Consider the following 14,409-nt stretch of genomic DNA (forward strand, 5'->3'; position numbering starts at 1 on the left):
CTTGGGAGCGTCAGGGGCATTCGGTGCTGTATCGGCGTCAGCATCTCTTTGCGGACAGTCCTCATAGCTGTGGTCGCGCCCGCCGCAGAAAGAACAGCACATGGCCTCGCGACCCCCGTTTCCGGGCCGCCATTGCGGGGTTTCGTAGGGCTTCCTGCCATCCATCCCCAGCAATGCACGACGGACCATTTGGTTGCGCCGCCACAGATGGCCAGCCGGCGGTTGCGGAACCACCCGCCGGGATGCGAGTTTCGGCCAGTACATCCATTCGAGGAAATAGCCATGCCGATGCGCCGAATTGCCTTGATGACGGCAGCGATCCTGCTGGCCGCGACCGGCCTCGCCGAAGCCAGGCCCGATACCCGCACGATGAGTTGCGACCAACTCCGGCAATTGATCCAAAGTCACCATGCCATGGTGCTGACCACCGGCCCCAACACCTATGACCGCTATGTCAGGCAGTTCGGCAACGAATGCGACTGGCCGGAGGTGCCGATGTCGGCCTATGTCCCGACCCGTGACGGCAGCTGCCCGGTCTACCGCTGCGAGGAACCTGTCACCAACTTTCCGAACTGATACAGCGCCTCCAATCGGCTTTGCCGCCGCAGTGCGTTGATCCCGGCGCGCGAACCGGCTAGGGGTGATGCGCAACTTGCCTTTTCCCGCTTCGTCTAATGGTAGGACAGCGCCCTTTGAAGGCGTGAATCGTGGTTCGAGCCCATGAGCGGGAACCAGCAAGCAACCAGGCGCTCGCCTGTTCGAAGCTGCGCGCAGAATGGCAAGCCGGGTTCATTGCATTAGCGCCCGCTTGTATTTCGCCCGAAGCAGGATCATCATCCAGGCAGTCAGCGGCTTGAAGGGGTGCAGCGCCATGGAACTGAGTTGCTTTGACGGGGGCGCCCTTGCGTCGGCGATGTCCCTGAACGTCACGGCGGTTTTCACAATACTGGCCGCATTTGCCGCATTTCGGCTGGTTGCGATGTCAGGCGAAGGTGCTGTCGACCAACTCCAGACGGCGTAGCCCGCAGAAACCTCCCGTTCAGGAGAACGGCATATGGCCGCGAGAAAGGTGATAGCCGTCAAGGACTGGTCTTGCGGCATGAGCGACGAGCTTGGCCGCGTCGTCCTGACCATCAACCCGACCGAGGGCGAGCCAATCCTGGTTTTGATGACAATTTTCCAGGCGGCAAGGATGGCCGGGGAATTGCGGACCCCGAAACTCGTCTCCATACCTCGGTAACGCAGCGCGCCCTCGGCAAAGCGGATCAAGCTCGCCGGGGGCAGCCCCAACGCCCTCCCCCGGCGAGCCCTGTTGCTCCGTTACGATGAACAATGGAGCAATTACTGCTCTACGAATCCGGGCGCCGTTAAGTTGCATCCGGCCTCCTGAAACCATTTCGCGGACCCTGCGTTGACCACCGGGCCGACACAGGAGACATCTCATGACCGTCAATTGCCGTATATCGATCGACAACCGACCGGAGGCCACGGACGCCGTTTTCCAGGCGGTTCCCCGGATCGGCGAAAGCGTTGCGCTGTCGATCGACGGAACCACGCAGGATCTGCGGGTATCGCGCGTCGTGCACGTCACAAACGGCAGCCTGGAAGGTGCCGCGATCGTCGTCGAAGTGACGACCAACATCCTCTGAACCGAGAGTTCTCGTCCCGCTACGTGAGCCGGCGCCGCGTCGCGGCAACTGCCGACCGGCCTGCGAGCGGCTCCGCGCAGCGAGCCGCTCTACTCCTCGCCACCGTCGGAAATGCCGTTGCCGCCGGCGGTTGGCAGGATGCCGAAGTCTTGCGACTTGGTCCCTTGCTCCGCCGTCAGGAAGCCATCCGAGGCAAGACCGCGCCGCAGCAATTCCCTGACGGCGGCCGAACGGCTCGGCATGCGCTTGTCGAAGCGCCAGTTTTCCAGCGCCGCCAGTTCGTCTGACGTCAGCATGATCTGCAACCGTTCCGGGCGTTCCAGTTCAGTCATCGGGCTCCCTCGCCTACGGCCACGAATACGTCGAATGAGTATTCAACTCACTTACCTCATAATTAGGAAACCGCTCCTAGCGCGTCAAGACCTCGCTATGGGTGAACCGCTTCTCACGCTGATGATGAGCTTGATGGGTATTCGGCGTAGGGCACACACTTGTATAACTATGCTAACTGTTTGATTTATTTAGATATTATTTAATTTGTGACTTGCCAAGGCGAAGCCTCTGCCGCATTGTGCAATCTGAACAGAAAACCGTTCCCTTTGGGAGGTTTCGATGCGGTATGATTACTCGGCGCGACTGCGCGATGATGTCCGTTCAGCGGTCCAGATCGCCTTCAGGAAGAACGGCATCGTCAGCATCACGGCGGTGGCGGAGCATGTGAGGGTCAGGAATCTGTCCGAAAATGTCGCCCTCGAGGACGTCGAATACCTTGTCTTTCAGGCAGCCCAACTGATTGGCGCCGCAATTGAATTCGACGGGCTCAACAATTTCGACGGCGTAGCTGGTATGTTCGTGGACGGGCTCGGTGGCGCCGATGGCGAGCACGTGATCGCCCAACTCGACAGGCCTGGTCCGGCCACCCTGCAGTAGGCAGTTCCGGCTGAACGCGTATCTGTCCCGCGCCGGTTAGGGGGCCTCCCCCAAAAGGCCGCCCTGCTGTTTCTGTACCTTGGTGAAGAGACCGGAGCTGTTCCGTCAGGCGGAGCCGGCGATTTGTGAGGCGAAGTCGCGATAGGGACGCAGCGGGCGGCCCAGAAGCGCGGTCAGGCGCTCGACGTCGCCGGCCTCGGGCAGCATCCCATCGGTCAGGAACCGCTCGCCCATCAAGCGCATGTCGTACGCCATCCAGGCAGGCAGGAACTGCTTGAGATTCTGCTCGAAACCTTCGGTGTTGTCGCCGCCGTAGCTGATCGGGCGGGCGAGCACGTCGGACCAGATGGCCGCGATATCCGTCCCGGTCAGTGTCTGCGGACCGACGAGATTGATCCGCTCCAGCGCAAGCGGCTCCGCGGACCGTTCCCGGCGCAGCAGTTCGAGAGCGGCGATTTCGGCGATATCACGCACATCGATCATGGCGAGACCCTTGGCACCGATCGGCATTGTATAGGTGCCGTAGCCGGTGATGACGTCTTCGATCATCAGATCGTTCTGGATGAAGTAGGCGGGGCGCAAGATCGTAGCCTTGAAGTCCATCTGCTCGATCATTCGCTCGACGCCGAACTTGCCGGCGAAATGCGGCACGTTCACATAGACGTCGGAATGGATCACCGAGAGATAGACGATCCGCTCGATGCCCGCCGATCGGGCGACATTCAGGGCGACCAAAGCCTGGGTGAATTCATCCGGCACCACTGCGTTCAAGAGGAACAGGGTGGAAACACCGGACATGGCTTTGCGCAGCGAATCGACATCGAGGAAGTCGCCTTGCGCGACCGATACGCCCGCCGGGAAGCTTGCTTTCGACGGGTCGCGGACGAGAGCACGGACATCGGCGCCGCGCTTGACGAGGTGCTCGACGACCTGGCGGCCAACATTGCCTGTGGCGCCGGTAACGAGGATGGTCATGGAATTTCTCCTGTTGGGTTGCTTGACAGGCCCAATATGTGTGGCTCACAAACATTCAAACAGGCCGAAATTATAGACGTACCGTCTCACTGGTGGAACACTCATGGATCTTCTGGCCCTCACCGATTTCAACCTCGTTGCCCGCCATGGCGGTTTCGGCAAAGCGGCAAGAGCCACCGGCAGGCCCAAGGCAACGCTGTCCCGGCGGGTTGGAGACTTGGAGAGCAGCCTTGACCTGCGCCTGTTTGAACGGGGTGCGCGCAACCTGAAGCTCACCGAGGAAGGGCGCGCACTCTTCGAGCGGACGGGGAGCTTGCTCGCCGAGCTGGACGAGACGGCTGCGGAGATCGCCTCGGGCGGCCAGAGACCCAAGGGCAGACTGCGGATCAGCGCACCTATACATTTTTCTCAGACCGCGATGGGGAGGATCGCCGCGGGATTTACTCTCAAACATCCCGAAGTGAGGCTTGAGGTCACGACGGAGGACCGGTCTGTCGACATGATCGAGGAAGGTTACGACCTGGTGATCCGGGTCAATCCGAATCCCGACGAAAGCTTGATCGGACGGGCGTTTCTCCGCGACCGCCTGGTCGTTGTGGCGAGCCCGGACCTTCCTCGCCCGACCGGGGGGCGGACCGCTCCTGGCGTTGCGCGCGGCACAGGCGAGCGGCAAACATGGCGCGTGAAGAACCAAGATGGCCAGTCGACGATTGCGGTCGAGCCTGTCCTCGCTCTGTCGACGCTGATCATGGTGCGGGATGCGGTGCGAGCCGGCGTCGGTGTTGGACGTCTCCCGATTTCCCTGGTGAGCCACGATCTGGCTGACGGCACGCTGGTGAATTGGGGCGACATCGATGGCCCGGAGATCGCTCTGTGGACGCTCTACCCCTCCCGGCGGCTGCTCAGCGCGCGCGTGTCGGCGTTCCTGGATTTTCTGAAACAGGCCTTCCCGAACGGGACGCCGGACGAACTGGCCGCCTATATCGGCAGGTGATGCCCGACCGCTTTTCGCCAGCAAGAACTTTATTTTTCGCGGAATGATTTCCGGTGGAACAAGTTGGGGCGACGAAAATTACCTTGTCGCCCTTACAAGTGGAGGACGTGGTGAAAGGCTTGCGCAGTCTCCTTGCCGAACTGTCAGCCAGCTGGCTCAAGCGCCGCAAGGCGCCCACCACCGTGAACACCGTCAAACCCCGCCCCGACCACCAGGCGATGCGGCAACGTTCCGCTCACAAACCCAAAAAACCGCCCACCCGCGACGTCGCCTCGAACATGTGAGCCGCGGACAATGTGGGGCCGCCCAATGCCGCTGGGGGGGGTATCGGCAACTCTCACGCCGGATTGATCGGCATCGACGAAACCTTTGAGGGCCGAAGGCGTTTATCGCTTCGGCCCAATCGAGGTGGTTCCAATGCAAACGGCGTGGTTCTCCAAGCCTGTGGCGGTTTCGGTCGGCGTCACCGGTTCCATCCACCATCTGTCCAACACACAGCAGGCCATTGATTTGCTGACCACACATTGGCGTGACGCTGGCAGCCCAAAGCATCAATCCGCTCTGCGCGCCTGCCGACGGGCAACGAGCGGCGATGTCGCCCCCGACATCGCCAGGGCGGCACTCGTCGAGGCCGCGCGTGAAGCCCACATCCTCATCGAATAGAGTGTCGATTGAATCGGCCAACGTCGATGCGGCTGCTATAGTCGCGGCATCCCCTCCTGGAGACCTCACCATGACCCTGAAAACACGCAAGCTCGGCAGCCAGGGGCTGCAGGTCTCAGCCATCGGCCTCGGCTGCATGGGCATGAGCCAGTCCTACGGCCCGGCCGACGAGGCCGAATCCATCGCCACGCTGCACCGTGCCATCGAACTCGGCTGCACCTTCCTCGACACCGCCGAAGTCTATGGCCCTTACGACAACGAAGCCCTGCTCGGCAGGGCGCTGAAGGGCAAGCGCGACCAGGTGACGATCGCCACGAAATTCGGCTTCCGCATCGAAAACGGCAAGCAGGTCGGAACCGACAGCCGGCCCGAGCACATTCGAGAGGTCGTGGAAGCCTCGCTCGGCCGCCTCGGAACCGACCGTATCGACCTCCTCTACCAGCACCGCGTCGACCCGGCGGTGCCGATGGAGGATGTCGCCGGGGCCGTAGGCGGACTCGTCGCGCAAGGCAAGGTGCGCTTCTTCGGCCTGTCGGAGGCGGGTGCGGCCAACATCCGCCGGGCGCATGCCGTGCATCCGGTGTCGGCGGTGCAGAGCGAGTATTCGCTGTGGGAGCGTAATCTGGAGCCGGAGATCATCCCGCTGCTTGGCGAACTCGGCATCGGCCTGGTGCCGTTCTCGCCGCTCGGCCGCGGTTTTCTCACCGGCCAGGTCAAGCGCGCGGAAGACTATCCCGACGGCGATTATCGCCGCAACGACCCGCGCTACCAGGGCGAAAACTACGACGCCAATGTCGAGGCGGCCGCCAAGGTGAGCGACATCGCCGCTGCGCGCGGCGTCAGGCCCGGCCAGGTCGCGCTGGCCTGGCTGCTGGCGAAGGGCGACGGCTTTGGCATCGACATCGTGCCGATACCCGGCACCAAGCGCAGAAAATACCTGGAAGAGAACGTCGCCGCCGCCGCGGTCAAACTCGATCCCGCCGAGATGGCCGCGCTCGACGACGCCCTGGCGCCGGGAAAGATCTCCGGCCCCCGCTATGGCGACCGCGGCATGGCGATGGTCGATCGGTAGGCGGCGTCGGCCCTTCTCCCTTTTGGCGAAGTCGGCAATGCAGTGACCGCATTACGAAATGCGTTGACATCATAGCCCTTGTCGGCGAGCAGCATCGCACCCTCTGGCAAATCGGCGATTAAGTCTGATGCAGAGGCGATGTCGCTCTTCTGGCCTGCCGTCAGCATCAGCTTGATCGGCCTGCCTTTGGCATCGACAAAGCATGGATTTTGGTTGTCAGCCCGCCACGGGAACGACCGAGACAATGATCTCGATCCCCCTTTTTGCCGTCGCACCCCTGCTGATAGACGCGAACAATGGAGGTGTCGATCATCTGCACCTTGCCGTCATGGGCTTTGGTGATGGCGTCCATGAGACGGTCCCACACACCTGCTCTCCGCCATCTGACGAAGCGATTGTAGCAGGCGGTGCGTGGGCCGTATCGCTCTGGCAGATCGCGCCATGGCGCACCGGATCGCAGCACCCAGAAGATGCCGTTGAGCACCCGCCGATCATCGACGCGCGGCACTCCTCGTGGCTTGTTGGGCAACAGGGGCGCAATCACGCGCCATTCGAAATCGGTCAGGTCATATCGGCTCATTGCTGAGCCTGAATCAGATTCCGCCGCAACATGAAAGTCTCGGTCGACAACGACCCATTGCGGACCTACGCCCAAGAAGGGTATGTTGCGGCAGCACGCGTAGGCAATCCGCCTCACCATCGCGGCGCATGTTTCATGAAAGAAAATAAGAGATTCTACTCGCTCATGCACGCGGTCTGTGCTGGTCATGGCTATTGTGGAGGAATGCACGGCGACAAGTTCATGGATGTCAGGGATTTTATTCCTCAATCCGGTCATGTTACAGCGGATCAATTCGTCGAATGGGTATTTCTAGCTGAGTACGAGAATGAGAGTGAGCGAATGTCTCCCAGATGGGATCGGCATCGCCAGAGGATACGAGACTTTTTTGTTGAGCATATGGGATCAGACGCCGTCGATGCCAGCCAACTAAAATGGGAAGTGGATGGCTGAACCAACCCCTTTACTCTGCTTCCCACCCCTCTCGGTCATACCGCATTTATGAGTTCACGATCTAGCTCGCGGCGGCTGCCGTGACCTTTTTGGACGCGGTCCGCTGTCGCCGCATGCGTCGTTTGGCGACAAGCTTGAGAGCGACGGGCGGCTCGTTTGACAGCGCGCCCAGCACGGCATCGACCATGCCATGCGCCACGAAATCCGCGTTCATGTCACGGGCCAGTTTGTCGGCCGCCTCCTTGTCCTCGCTGCCGGCCTCCGACCAGAACACGATTCCCACCCGAAGTGCAGCCTTGGCGCGCTTCAGCCGGCGAACCAGAAAGCGGGCGTGCTTGACGGAATCCCGGTTCAGGAATCCGACCACGACGGTGTCGACGGTTTCGAGCTCAAGGCGGCGAATGCTGGCGGGCTCAATATCGGCAAAGCCGGCTTTCGATACCGTCGCTCCCTGGACCTCCAGCACCTGCGCCAGCATCGCGGCAGCGGCGTCGTCGAGTTCGCCGCGCCCGCCGGCGCAAAGCACGGACATATCCGTGCCATCGGGCAGTTCGGTCTCGTCCTCCCCGCTGGGGTCGCCATCGTCGCTCGCCTCTGCGGCCACATGCGGCTCCTCCTCCTCGCCTGCCTCCTCCTGCGCGCTGTCGTCAAGATTGGCGACCAGCATCAGGGCACTGGCGGCCACCTGCCGCCTTTGCAAATCGCCCATGACGCCGCGCACCCGGTCTTGTTCGCCCAGCAGAAGCGCCGGAATGGCAACCTTGTCGTAGAATTCGACCAGATATTTCTCCTCCAGCATCTCCTCGGCATGGTCGGTGGCTTCTTCCGGATCGCCGGCCAGCAGTCGCTGGTACAGGCGCGCATGGGGTTCGAGCACGGGCTCGTTGCCGAACAGCACGTCGAGGAATTCAAACTGCGGCACGTGCCTGCCCAGCACCACCAGGCAGACGGTGAGCGGCGTCGACAGGATCAGCCCGAGCGGCCCCCAGAGCCACGTCCAGAAAATCGCAGCGACGATGATCGCCAGCGGCGACAGTCCTGTCCTCGAACCGTAGAGCCAAGGCTCGACGACATTGCCGGTGATCAGCTCCATCACCACGAACAGGGCGGCCGTCCACAGCACGAGCGACCAGCCCGGCGCAACGGCCAGCGCCAGGAACAGCGGCAAAAGCATGCCTATGATCGGGCCGATATAGGGAACGAAACGCAGCGCCAGTGCCAGCAGCCCCCACAGCAGCGCATTGGGAATACCGAGGGCCCAGAGCCCGATCGCGATCGGTATGGCGTAGACGATGTTGACGACCAATTGCATCAAGAGATAGCGGCCCACCCGCTTGGCGGCTTCCTGAAGCGCCTCGGTGGTGCGGTGGAGGTCGCCGTAGCCGACAAGCCGGATGAAGCGGTCGCGCAAATCCTCCCGCTCGAGCAGCATGAAGATGACGACGACGATGATCAGCCCGGCCGAGCCAAGCGGGCTGATCAGCGGCCCGACGATATTCTGCAGGACCTGAAGCGGCCTTTCGTGCGCGACGATCTCGACCGGCACCGGCTCGCGCGGCGGCTTTTCCGGCGTGGCGGCCGGCAGCGTGGGGTCCTGTCTGTCGATCTCCTGGCCGACCCGCTCGACCACCTGGCTCAATCTGGCGAGGATCCCGCCCCCGACCCCGGTTTCCTTGAGCGAGCGGATCTTGGTCAGGATGTTGGTCTGGTAGACCGGGATGTTCTGCGCCAGTTCGCTGACCTGCGTGGCGACGATGAAGGAGAACAGGCCAAGCGCCGCGAAAGCGCCGAGCACGCTGGCAATGACGGCGGCAATACGGGGGATTCCGACCTTTTTAAGAGCTGAGACAAGCGGCGCCAGTGCGAAGGTCAGCAGCAGCGCGATCGCGATCGGCAGGAAAACCTCGCGCCCAAAATACAGCGCCGCCACTGTCGTGACGATGGCCGCCACATTGGGCAAAGAGGTTCGCGGATGGGGCGCGGCCGCTGAAAGGGAATCCTCCAGCCCCGGAGACGCCGTGCCGTTTCGACGATTGGCCACGTGATGCCTCCCCTGCCAAATGCCATGATCGGGCATATAGAGCCGACGTGCAACTTTAGCCAACGATGAAATACGCCTCACTCAACAGGCAATGATCCGGGCCGGCATCGGCCGCTCTCGAAGGACGGAATGGCCCGATCGGATCAGCGCGCCGCTTGCCTGGCCAGCGCGTGCTCGATCAGCACGTCGATGGTCTGGCTGTAGCCGATGCCTGAGGCGGCAAGCGCCTTGGCGTACATCGAGATGTCGGTGAATCCGGGAATGGTGTTGACCTCGTTGACGAGCAGGCTGCCATCGGCGCGCAGGAAAAAGTCGACGCGCGCCATGGCTTCGCAGCCAAGTGCCTGGAATGCCCGCCGCGCTATATCCCTGGCCGTCTCGGCCACATCGGCCGGGACATCGGCGGGCACCTTGACCAGCGCGCCGTCGGCATCGAGATATTTGGCTTCATAGGTGTAGAAGCCGTGCTTGCCGGCCGGAATGATCTCGCCGGGCAGCGACACCGTCAGCGACCCGTCGGCGCGCTCCAGCACCGAGAACTCGATCTCGCGGCCCTCGACGAATTCCTCGATCAACACTTTGCCGTCGTAGCGGAAAGCCGTGTCGATGGCCTGCTCGAAGCCGTCCCTGTCATTCACCTTGCTGACCCCGAAGGACGAGCCCTGGCGCGCCGGCTTGGCGAAGAACGGCAGGCCGAGTGTCCCGGCAATCTCCTGGAAGGAATGCTTGCCGTTTCGATGCACGGTGACGGAGCGGGCAACCGAAAGCCCTGCCTCGCGCATCAACCGCTTGGCGACATCCTTGTCCATGGCGGCGGCCGAGGCGAGGATGCCGCAGCCGACATAGGCGACATCGGCGACCTCGGCATAGCCCTGCACCGAGCCGTCCTCGCCGAACGGCCCGTGCAGCACCGGGAACACGACGTCGATGGAAGGCAGGTCAGGTTGCGTACCATCCCGAGACACGACGACCAGCCGGCCCTTGCCGCCGGGCAGCAGGGCGACCTCTGCACCATCCTCGGCTACCGGCGCCCCTGCCCCCTCATCGCCGATCGCCGCGGCGCGATCGAGTTGTTGCAGCAGCCACCTGCCGTCTCGCGAAATGGCGATCGGCACGATGTCGTAACGCGTCCGATCGATCGCCTTCAGCACATTGGCGGCCGAAAGGCGCGACACGTCATGCTCGGCCGAACGCCCGCCGTAAAGGATGGCCACTCTTGTCTTGTCCGTCACGAAATCCCTCGACTGTCAAAAAAATCAAATGGCGACGGCAATGCCGCGATTGGCGAAGAAGCGGTCGAAATCGGCCGGCGCCAACACTGCGTCTGCCTGTGTGGCCGGGTCATGGCCGGATGGGTTGTGGAAGCGGAAACCCTCGTCGGACGTCGCGGTGACCAGCACCAGATGGCCGCCCTTCGAGGGCGGCTCGCGCTCGGGCCAGCGGATAGAACTGCTGACCGAAGCGATGAAGAAGCGCGAGCGCTGCATGATCGCCGGAATCTCCGCTGTCGCGACATTGGTCATCACCTCGGCGCGCAGGCCGAAGGCTTCCTTCACGAAGCTGACGAAGGGCGCGTAGATCAGCCCCCTGATCGATCCTTCGTTGACGACATAGCCGCCATATAAGGTGCAGCGCCTGGCAAGCTCGATCGTCGGCACGCTCTCGCCGCGGCTCGCCAGGATCATCTTCAGGCACGCCATGCCGCAGATGTTGGCGGCCCAGAGTGCGTATTCATCGAGTGTTTCCGCGCCCGACCCCCGCCACAGCGGATCGCGCCGCAGCGCAACATCCGCGCCGTCGGCGAGCACGTCCAGCGTCATGTCCGGCGTCTCCCACTGGCTGAAAAACGGCACGGTTTCAGGCGGTGGGCTCATGCGGTCTCCTCGGCGGCTGGCTCCATCTCGTATACGAGGATACGAGATGAATGAAAAGCCGCGTAGGCCGGTTCAGGTGTGGTGAGCCGTGCGCCGCCTACTCGGCCTTCGTCCAGCCGAAAACCAGCCATGCATATTTCGATTTTTCGTCGGGTTCGACAGTGTAGGTCATCTGCATGTCGCCGTCCTTGGCGTAGATATCCAGCCGGGGCGCCGTATCCAGCTTGAGCCACGCCGAACCGTTGCTGAAGGACCAAGTCCCGCACCAGACGCAAGGCCCCGACGTCGGATCACCCGGCTGATGAAAATTGTAGCGGCCGTCCGCCGTGATCTCCAGATAGTCGAACGCGCCGTAAAACGCGGTCACCGTCTGCTGGAACTCACTGGCGGCCGCTTCCTGTTCCGGTGTCGGCGCATCCTTCATATCGCGCGGCGGCCGGATGGCTCCGCCGTTGAGTTTCCATTTGCCGACAAAATCCTTCTCGGTCGGAAGATATTCCTCCTGAGCCTGCGCCGATGAAATATAAGCAAAAGATGATATACTTGTGAGGCCCACCGCCCCGATCGCAAATAGAAGCGTGGCGGCACAGATCGCCCTTGTTGGGTTTTGCATAAAAAATATATCTCCACGGGGGTAAGGGGAGTTCTATTGAGGATTTTGCAGCGCGCGTTGCTTCGATGCCGATTCCCGCCCGCCATTTGCACGGTTAGCATCGGGGCCACCGATCTGGCAACGCAAGGCAACCTCTCTCCAGCATCGCCCCTGCGCCCGCGATCCCGGCCGGCTGAATATTGGCAGCTTAGAAGGTGATCTTTACCGAAGCGGCGCTGCGACTATGCGGACCGTGATGGACGGCCTCGATGTTGTTGCCGTCGGGATCGAGCAGGAAGGCGGCGTAATAACCGGCGTGATAAGGCCGTTCGCCCGGCGCGCCATTGTCCGTGCCGCCGGCCGCTAGCCCGGCCTTGTAGAAGCCGTCGACCATGGCGTGGTCCCTTGCCTGGAAAGCCAGGTGATGGCGGCCGGTGAGTTTTCCCTGTGCGGCCCGGCTGTCGGCAGTGGAGACAAACAGCTCGTCGGCCCAGAAAAAGTCGGCGCCGCCACCACCGATCGGAACATCGAGCGCCTGCAGGACCGCCTCGTAGAAATGCCGGCTGGCCGCGAGGTCCCTGACCACAAGTTGGATGTGGTCGATGAGCCGGCCGCGATGCAATTCCTGGGTCTCCATGAAAACGCCTCCTCGTATGGGTTCGAATTTAGGTTCGGACAGGGCGGCGTCAATGCGGATACCTCTTCCGTCCAGCAACAAAAAGCCCGCCGGGAGGGGATCCGGCGGGCCTTTGGAAAGCATGTGTAGCCTTCAGAGGTCTGAGGGGGGATCAGACCTGGTAAGAACCTTTGTTGGCCGCAGAGGTTCCACCCGAACAAAAAATTGCGATGCCCCTTCGAAACCGCGGAATCCAAGCGGTGGAGGCGATTTCTTTCGCGAGACCACTCACAGTTTGGAACTTTCCGCTCGCTACCGGGTTTGGTGGCGCGGTGGGAGGAATTGCGATTGGATTGTTTTCAGAGGCTCGAAGCGCTGGTGGACAGCGCCGGTGTCGACGATATCGAGGAAGCAACCGCTCTGCTGCGCCGGTTCAAAGGCGGATCGCGCGAGGTCGCGGCAGCCATCGACGAGTTCATGCTCGATTTCATGACTTTGGTCTTCGTCGTCGAAAACGGCGAAGAAGGTTTCCAAAAGCCGGTCCGCAAGCTCGCTCGCGCCAGGCTTTCAAAGCTTGAGCGGCTGGTGACTGTAACGGCGAAGGAAAAGCCGGCTTCCGGCGCCAGCCTATCCCTTCAGGATGGTGGCTAGCCTGGGAATGCCTTCGCTCACCGCGCGCCGGTCGGCAAGCGTGAAGGACAGCCGCAGCGTGTTGCGCCCAGTACCGTCGGCATAAAAGGCATTGCCCGGCACGAAGGCGACCCGCGCATCTTTGACCGACCGCGCCAGAAGCTCGGTGGCGTCGGCCCCATCCGGCAATGTCACCCAGACGAACATGCCGCCTTCCGGATGGCTCCAGGTCACGCCTTCGGGCATGTGGGCCTCCAGTGCCGAGAGCAGCCCGTCGCGGCGCCCACGATAGGCGCCGATGAGTTTTTCCACCTGGCCGTCGAACACGGCTTCGGCGACGCGATGCATCACCACCTGGTTGATCGACGGGCTGTGCAGATCCGAGGCCTGCTTCATCAGCACCAGCTTCTCGACGATGTGGCGCGGCGCGCACACCCAGCCGACCCGCATGCCCGGCGACAATATCTTCGAGAACGAGCCGCAATAGAGCGTGCGCGCCTTGTCGATGCCGCCGGACCTCATGCAGTCCAGCGCCAGGATCGGCGGCTCGCCCTCGCCGTCATAGCGCAGCGCGCGATAGGCGGCATCCTCGATGACTGCGATATCGAGTTCGCCGGCAAGGTCGAGCACTGCCTCGCGCTGCTCACGGTTCAGCGTGTTGCCGGTCGGGTTGGCGAAATCTGGCACCAGATAGGCGAATTTGGCCTTGCCGCCGTTTGCGGCCGCCGCCGCGCGATAGGCATCCGGCGTCATGTTGCCGCCGGCCGGGGTCAGCCGGTCGTAGCGCGGCTCATAGGCGTTGAAGGCCTGCAGCGCGCCCAGATAGGTCGGCCACGTCACCAGCGCGGTATCGCCCGGCGACAGGAACAGTTTGCCGAGATAATCCAGCGCCTGCTGCGAGCCGGAGGTGATGATGATGTTGGCCTCGTCGCAAGCGACGCCGAGCTTGCCCATCTGCCCGGCGAGCCAGCGCCGCAACGGCAGATAGCCTTCCGAAACCTGGTACTGCAGCGCCGCACCCGCCTCGGCGCCGCCGAGCACCGAAGCATAGGCGTCACGGATCGCCTCGGCCGGGAACAGCGCCGGATCGGGAATACCGCCGGCGAACGAGATGATGTCCGGCTGGTCGAGCAGCTTCAGGAGCTCGCGGATTTCGGACGCTTTCATGCGCGACGAGCGCGAAGCCAACAGGTTCATAAGGGTCACGACACACCTCCCGGACGCTGCAATATAGGTCAACTTGGCTGACCTATATCCCCTCTTGGCCGAGAGTTGAAGTATGCCTGAACGATTTCCCGAATGCGCCAGCGCCGGCGCGATGCTCGAACGCCGCGAGCGGTTCCACAAAAGTGTGCAGCGGT

18 protein-coding genes, 1 tRNA gene and 1 pseudogene are annotated in these 14,409 nt (G+C 62.5%); 10 read left to right on the top strand and 10 right to left on the bottom strand.

The genetic code is table 11. The features are described from left to right. Positions 1-282: 282 nt before the first annotated feature. Complete coding sequence (locus EOA16_RS03580) at positions 283-576, top strand: hypothetical protein (protein ID WP_127255571.1); 294 nt, start codon at positions 283-285, stop codon at positions 574-576. An 84-nt stretch (positions 577-660) separates the two neighbouring features. Further along, positions 661-734: transfer RNA gene (locus EOA16_RS03585), tRNA-Gln, on the top strand. Between the two features lie 55 nt (positions 735-789). Here the strand turns inward: EOA16_RS03585 and EOA16_RS32520 are convergent. Continuing rightward, complete coding sequence (locus EOA16_RS32520) at positions 790-1,290, bottom strand: hypothetical protein (RefSeq protein ID WP_164754101.1); 501 nt, start codon at positions 1,288-1,290, stop codon at positions 790-792. Positions 1,291-1,442: 152 nt separating this feature from the next. Here EOA16_RS32520 and EOA16_RS03600 point away from each other — a divergent pair, with 152 nt between their 5' ends. After that, positions 1,443-1,649 (top strand): hypothetical protein, encoded by a 207-nt coding sequence (locus EOA16_RS03600; protein WP_013530768.1) that lies wholly within the window; start codon positions 1,443-1,445, stop codon positions 1,647-1,649. An 89-nt stretch (positions 1,650-1,738) separates the two neighbouring features. On the opposite strand, the gene EOA16_RS03605 is transcribed toward EOA16_RS03600, so the two are convergent. Next, the gene (locus EOA16_RS03605; RefSeq protein ID WP_127255575.1) at positions 1,739-1,981 is read right to left on the bottom strand and encodes a hypothetical protein; all 243 of its coding nucleotides are present in this window, start codon (positions 1,979-1,981) and stop codon (positions 1,739-1,741) included. Positions 1,982-2,261: 280 nt separating this feature from the next. Between EOA16_RS03605 and EOA16_RS03610 the strand changes: the two genes are divergently transcribed. Then, positions 2,262-2,579, top strand: coding sequence for a hypothetical protein (locus EOA16_RS03610; RefSeq protein WP_127255577.1), 318 nt, complete (start codon positions 2,262-2,264; stop codon positions 2,577-2,579). A gap of 105 nt (positions 2,580-2,684) precedes the next feature. Here EOA16_RS03610 and EOA16_RS03615 read toward each other — a convergent pair whose 3' ends face one another. After that, positions 2,685-3,554 (bottom strand): NmrA/HSCARG family protein, encoded by an 870-nt coding sequence (locus EOA16_RS03615; protein ID WP_127255578.1) that lies wholly within the window; start codon positions 3,552-3,554, stop codon positions 2,685-2,687. 103 nt (positions 3,555-3,657) lie between these two features. On the opposite strand from EOA16_RS03615, the gene EOA16_RS03620 reads away from it, so the two are divergent. The 4 genes from EOA16_RS03620 (at position 3,658) to EOA16_RS03635 (ending at position 6,283) form a co-directional block, all read left to right on the top strand. Continuing rightward, a complete protein-coding gene (locus EOA16_RS03620; protein ID WP_127255580.1) occupies positions 3,658-4,548 on the top strand; it encodes a LysR family transcriptional regulator in 891 nt (296 codons plus the stop codon). A 110-nt stretch (positions 4,549-4,658) separates the two neighbouring features. After that, on the top strand, positions 4,659-4,832 hold the full coding sequence (locus EOA16_RS32525) for a hypothetical protein (protein ID WP_164754102.1): 174 nt from the start codon (positions 4,659-4,661) through the stop codon (positions 4,830-4,832). Positions 4,833-4,965: 133 nt separating this feature from the next. Continuing rightward, positions 4,966-5,211 carry a DUF982 domain-containing protein gene (locus EOA16_RS03630; protein WP_127255581.1) on the top strand — a complete coding sequence of 82 codons (246 nt, stop codon included), beginning with the start codon at positions 4,966-4,968 and terminating at the stop codon, positions 5,209-5,211. A gap of 70 nt (positions 5,212-5,281) precedes the next feature. Further along, positions 5,282-6,283 carry an aldo/keto reductase gene (locus EOA16_RS03635; RefSeq protein WP_127255583.1) on the top strand — a complete coding sequence of 334 codons (1,002 nt, stop codon included), beginning with the start codon at positions 5,282-5,284 and terminating at the stop codon, positions 6,281-6,283. Positions 6,284-6,336: 53 nt separating this feature from the next. On the opposite strand, the pseudogene EOA16_RS03640 reads toward EOA16_RS03635, so the two are convergent. Beyond that, a pseudogene (locus EOA16_RS03640) lies at positions 6,337-6,863 on the bottom strand (IS5 family transposase); the annotation flags it as partial. Between the two features lie 30 nt (positions 6,864-6,893). On the opposite strand from EOA16_RS03640, the gene EOA16_RS03645 reads away from it, so the two are divergent. Continuing rightward, positions 6,894-7,295, top strand: coding sequence for a hypothetical protein (locus EOA16_RS03645; protein WP_127255584.1), 402 nt, complete (start codon positions 6,894-6,896; stop codon positions 7,293-7,295). 61 nt (positions 7,296-7,356) lie between these two features. Here EOA16_RS03645 and EOA16_RS03650 read toward each other — a convergent pair whose 3' ends face one another. The 5 genes from EOA16_RS03650 to EOA16_RS03670 form a co-directional block, all read right to left on the bottom strand. Next, positions 7,357-9,336, bottom strand: coding sequence for an AI-2E family transporter (locus EOA16_RS03650; protein WP_127255586.1), 1,980 nt, complete (start codon positions 9,334-9,336; stop codon positions 7,357-7,359). A 143-nt stretch (positions 9,337-9,479) separates the two neighbouring features. After that, positions 9,480-10,568: a D-alanine--D-alanine ligase family protein gene (locus EOA16_RS03655; RefSeq protein ID WP_127255588.1), complete on the bottom strand. Its 1,089-nt coding sequence runs from the start codon at positions 10,566-10,568 to the stop codon at positions 9,480-9,482. 24 nt (positions 10,569-10,592) lie between these two features. Next, entirely contained in the window at positions 10,593-11,210 is a 618-nt protein-coding gene (locus EOA16_RS03660; RefSeq protein WP_127255590.1) for a C39 family peptidase, read from the bottom strand. 97 nt (positions 11,211-11,307) lie between these two features. Further along, entirely contained in the window at positions 11,308-11,823 is a 516-nt protein-coding gene (locus EOA16_RS03665; RefSeq protein WP_127255591.1) for a hypothetical protein, read from the bottom strand. A 187-nt stretch (positions 11,824-12,010) separates the two neighbouring features. Next, on the bottom strand, positions 12,011-12,439 hold the full coding sequence (locus tag EOA16_RS03670; RefSeq protein ID WP_127255593.1) for a VOC family protein: 429 nt from the start codon (positions 12,437-12,439) through the stop codon (positions 12,011-12,013). A gap of 327 nt (positions 12,440-12,766) precedes the next feature. Here EOA16_RS03670 and EOA16_RS03675 point away from each other — a divergent pair, with 327 nt between their 5' ends. Continuing rightward, the gene (locus EOA16_RS03675) at positions 12,767-13,069 is read left to right on the top strand and encodes a hypothetical protein (RefSeq protein WP_245455846.1); all 303 of its coding nucleotides are present in this window, start codon (positions 12,767-12,769) and stop codon (positions 13,067-13,069) included. Here the strand turns inward: EOA16_RS03675 and EOA16_RS03680 are convergent. After that, positions 13,046-14,245 carry a PLP-dependent aminotransferase family protein gene (locus EOA16_RS03680; protein ID WP_206517311.1) on the bottom strand — a complete coding sequence of 400 codons (1,200 nt, stop codon included), beginning with the start codon at positions 14,243-14,245 and terminating at the stop codon, positions 13,046-13,048. The genes EOA16_RS03675 and EOA16_RS03680 overlap by 24 nt on opposite strands. Positions 14,246-14,409 lie beyond the last annotated feature (164 nt).

The sequence above is a fragment of the Mesorhizobium sp. M7A.F.Ca.US.008.03.1.1 genome (genome assembly GCF_003997495.1).
In the GTDB taxonomy this organism is placed as follows: Bacteria; Pseudomonadota; Alphaproteobacteria; order Rhizobiales; family Rhizobiaceae; genus Mesorhizobium.

Coding starts and splice junctions, on each gene's coding strand:
- EOA16_RS03580 (WP_127255571.1), top strand. CDS start 283: ATGCCGATGCGCCGAATTGCCTTGATGACGGCAGCGATCCTGCTGGCC.
- EOA16_RS03600 (WP_013530768.1), top strand. CDS start 1,443: ATGACCGTCAATTGCCGTATATCGATCGACAACCGACCGGAGGCCACG.
- EOA16_RS03605 (WP_127255575.1), bottom strand. CDS start 1,981: ATGACTGAACTGGAACGCCCGGAACGGTTGCAGATCATGCTGACGTCA.
- EOA16_RS03610 (WP_127255577.1), top strand. CDS start 2,262: ATGCGGTATGATTACTCGGCGCGACTGCGCGATGATGTCCGTTCAGCG.
- EOA16_RS03615 (WP_127255578.1), bottom strand. CDS start 3,554: ATGACCATCCTCGTTACCGGCGCCACAGGCAATGTTGGCCGCCAGGTC.
- EOA16_RS03620 (WP_127255580.1), top strand. CDS start 3,658: ATGGATCTTCTGGCCCTCACCGATTTCAACCTCGTTGCCCGCCATGGC.
- EOA16_RS03630 (WP_127255581.1), top strand. CDS start 4,966: ATGCAAACGGCGTGGTTCTCCAAGCCTGTGGCGGTTTCGGTCGGCGTC.
- EOA16_RS03635 (WP_127255583.1), top strand. CDS start 5,282: ATGACCCTGAAAACACGCAAGCTCGGCAGCCAGGGGCTGCAGGTCTCA.
- EOA16_RS03645 (WP_127255584.1), top strand. CDS start 6,894: ATGAAAGTCTCGGTCGACAACGACCCATTGCGGACCTACGCCCAAGAA.
- EOA16_RS03660 (WP_127255590.1), bottom strand. CDS start 11,210: ATGAGCCCACCGCCTGAAACCGTGCCGTTTTTCAGCCAGTGGGAGACG.
- EOA16_RS03665 (WP_127255591.1), bottom strand. CDS start 11,823: ATGCAAAACCCAACAAGGGCGATCTGTGCCGCCACGCTTCTATTTGCG.
- EOA16_RS03670 (WP_127255593.1), bottom strand. CDS start 12,439: ATGGAGACCCAGGAATTGCATCGCGGCCGGCTCATCGACCACATCCAA.
- EOA16_RS03680 (WP_206517311.1), bottom strand. CDS start 14,245: ATGAACCTGTTGGCTTCGCGCTCGTCGCGCATGAAAGCGTCCGAAATC.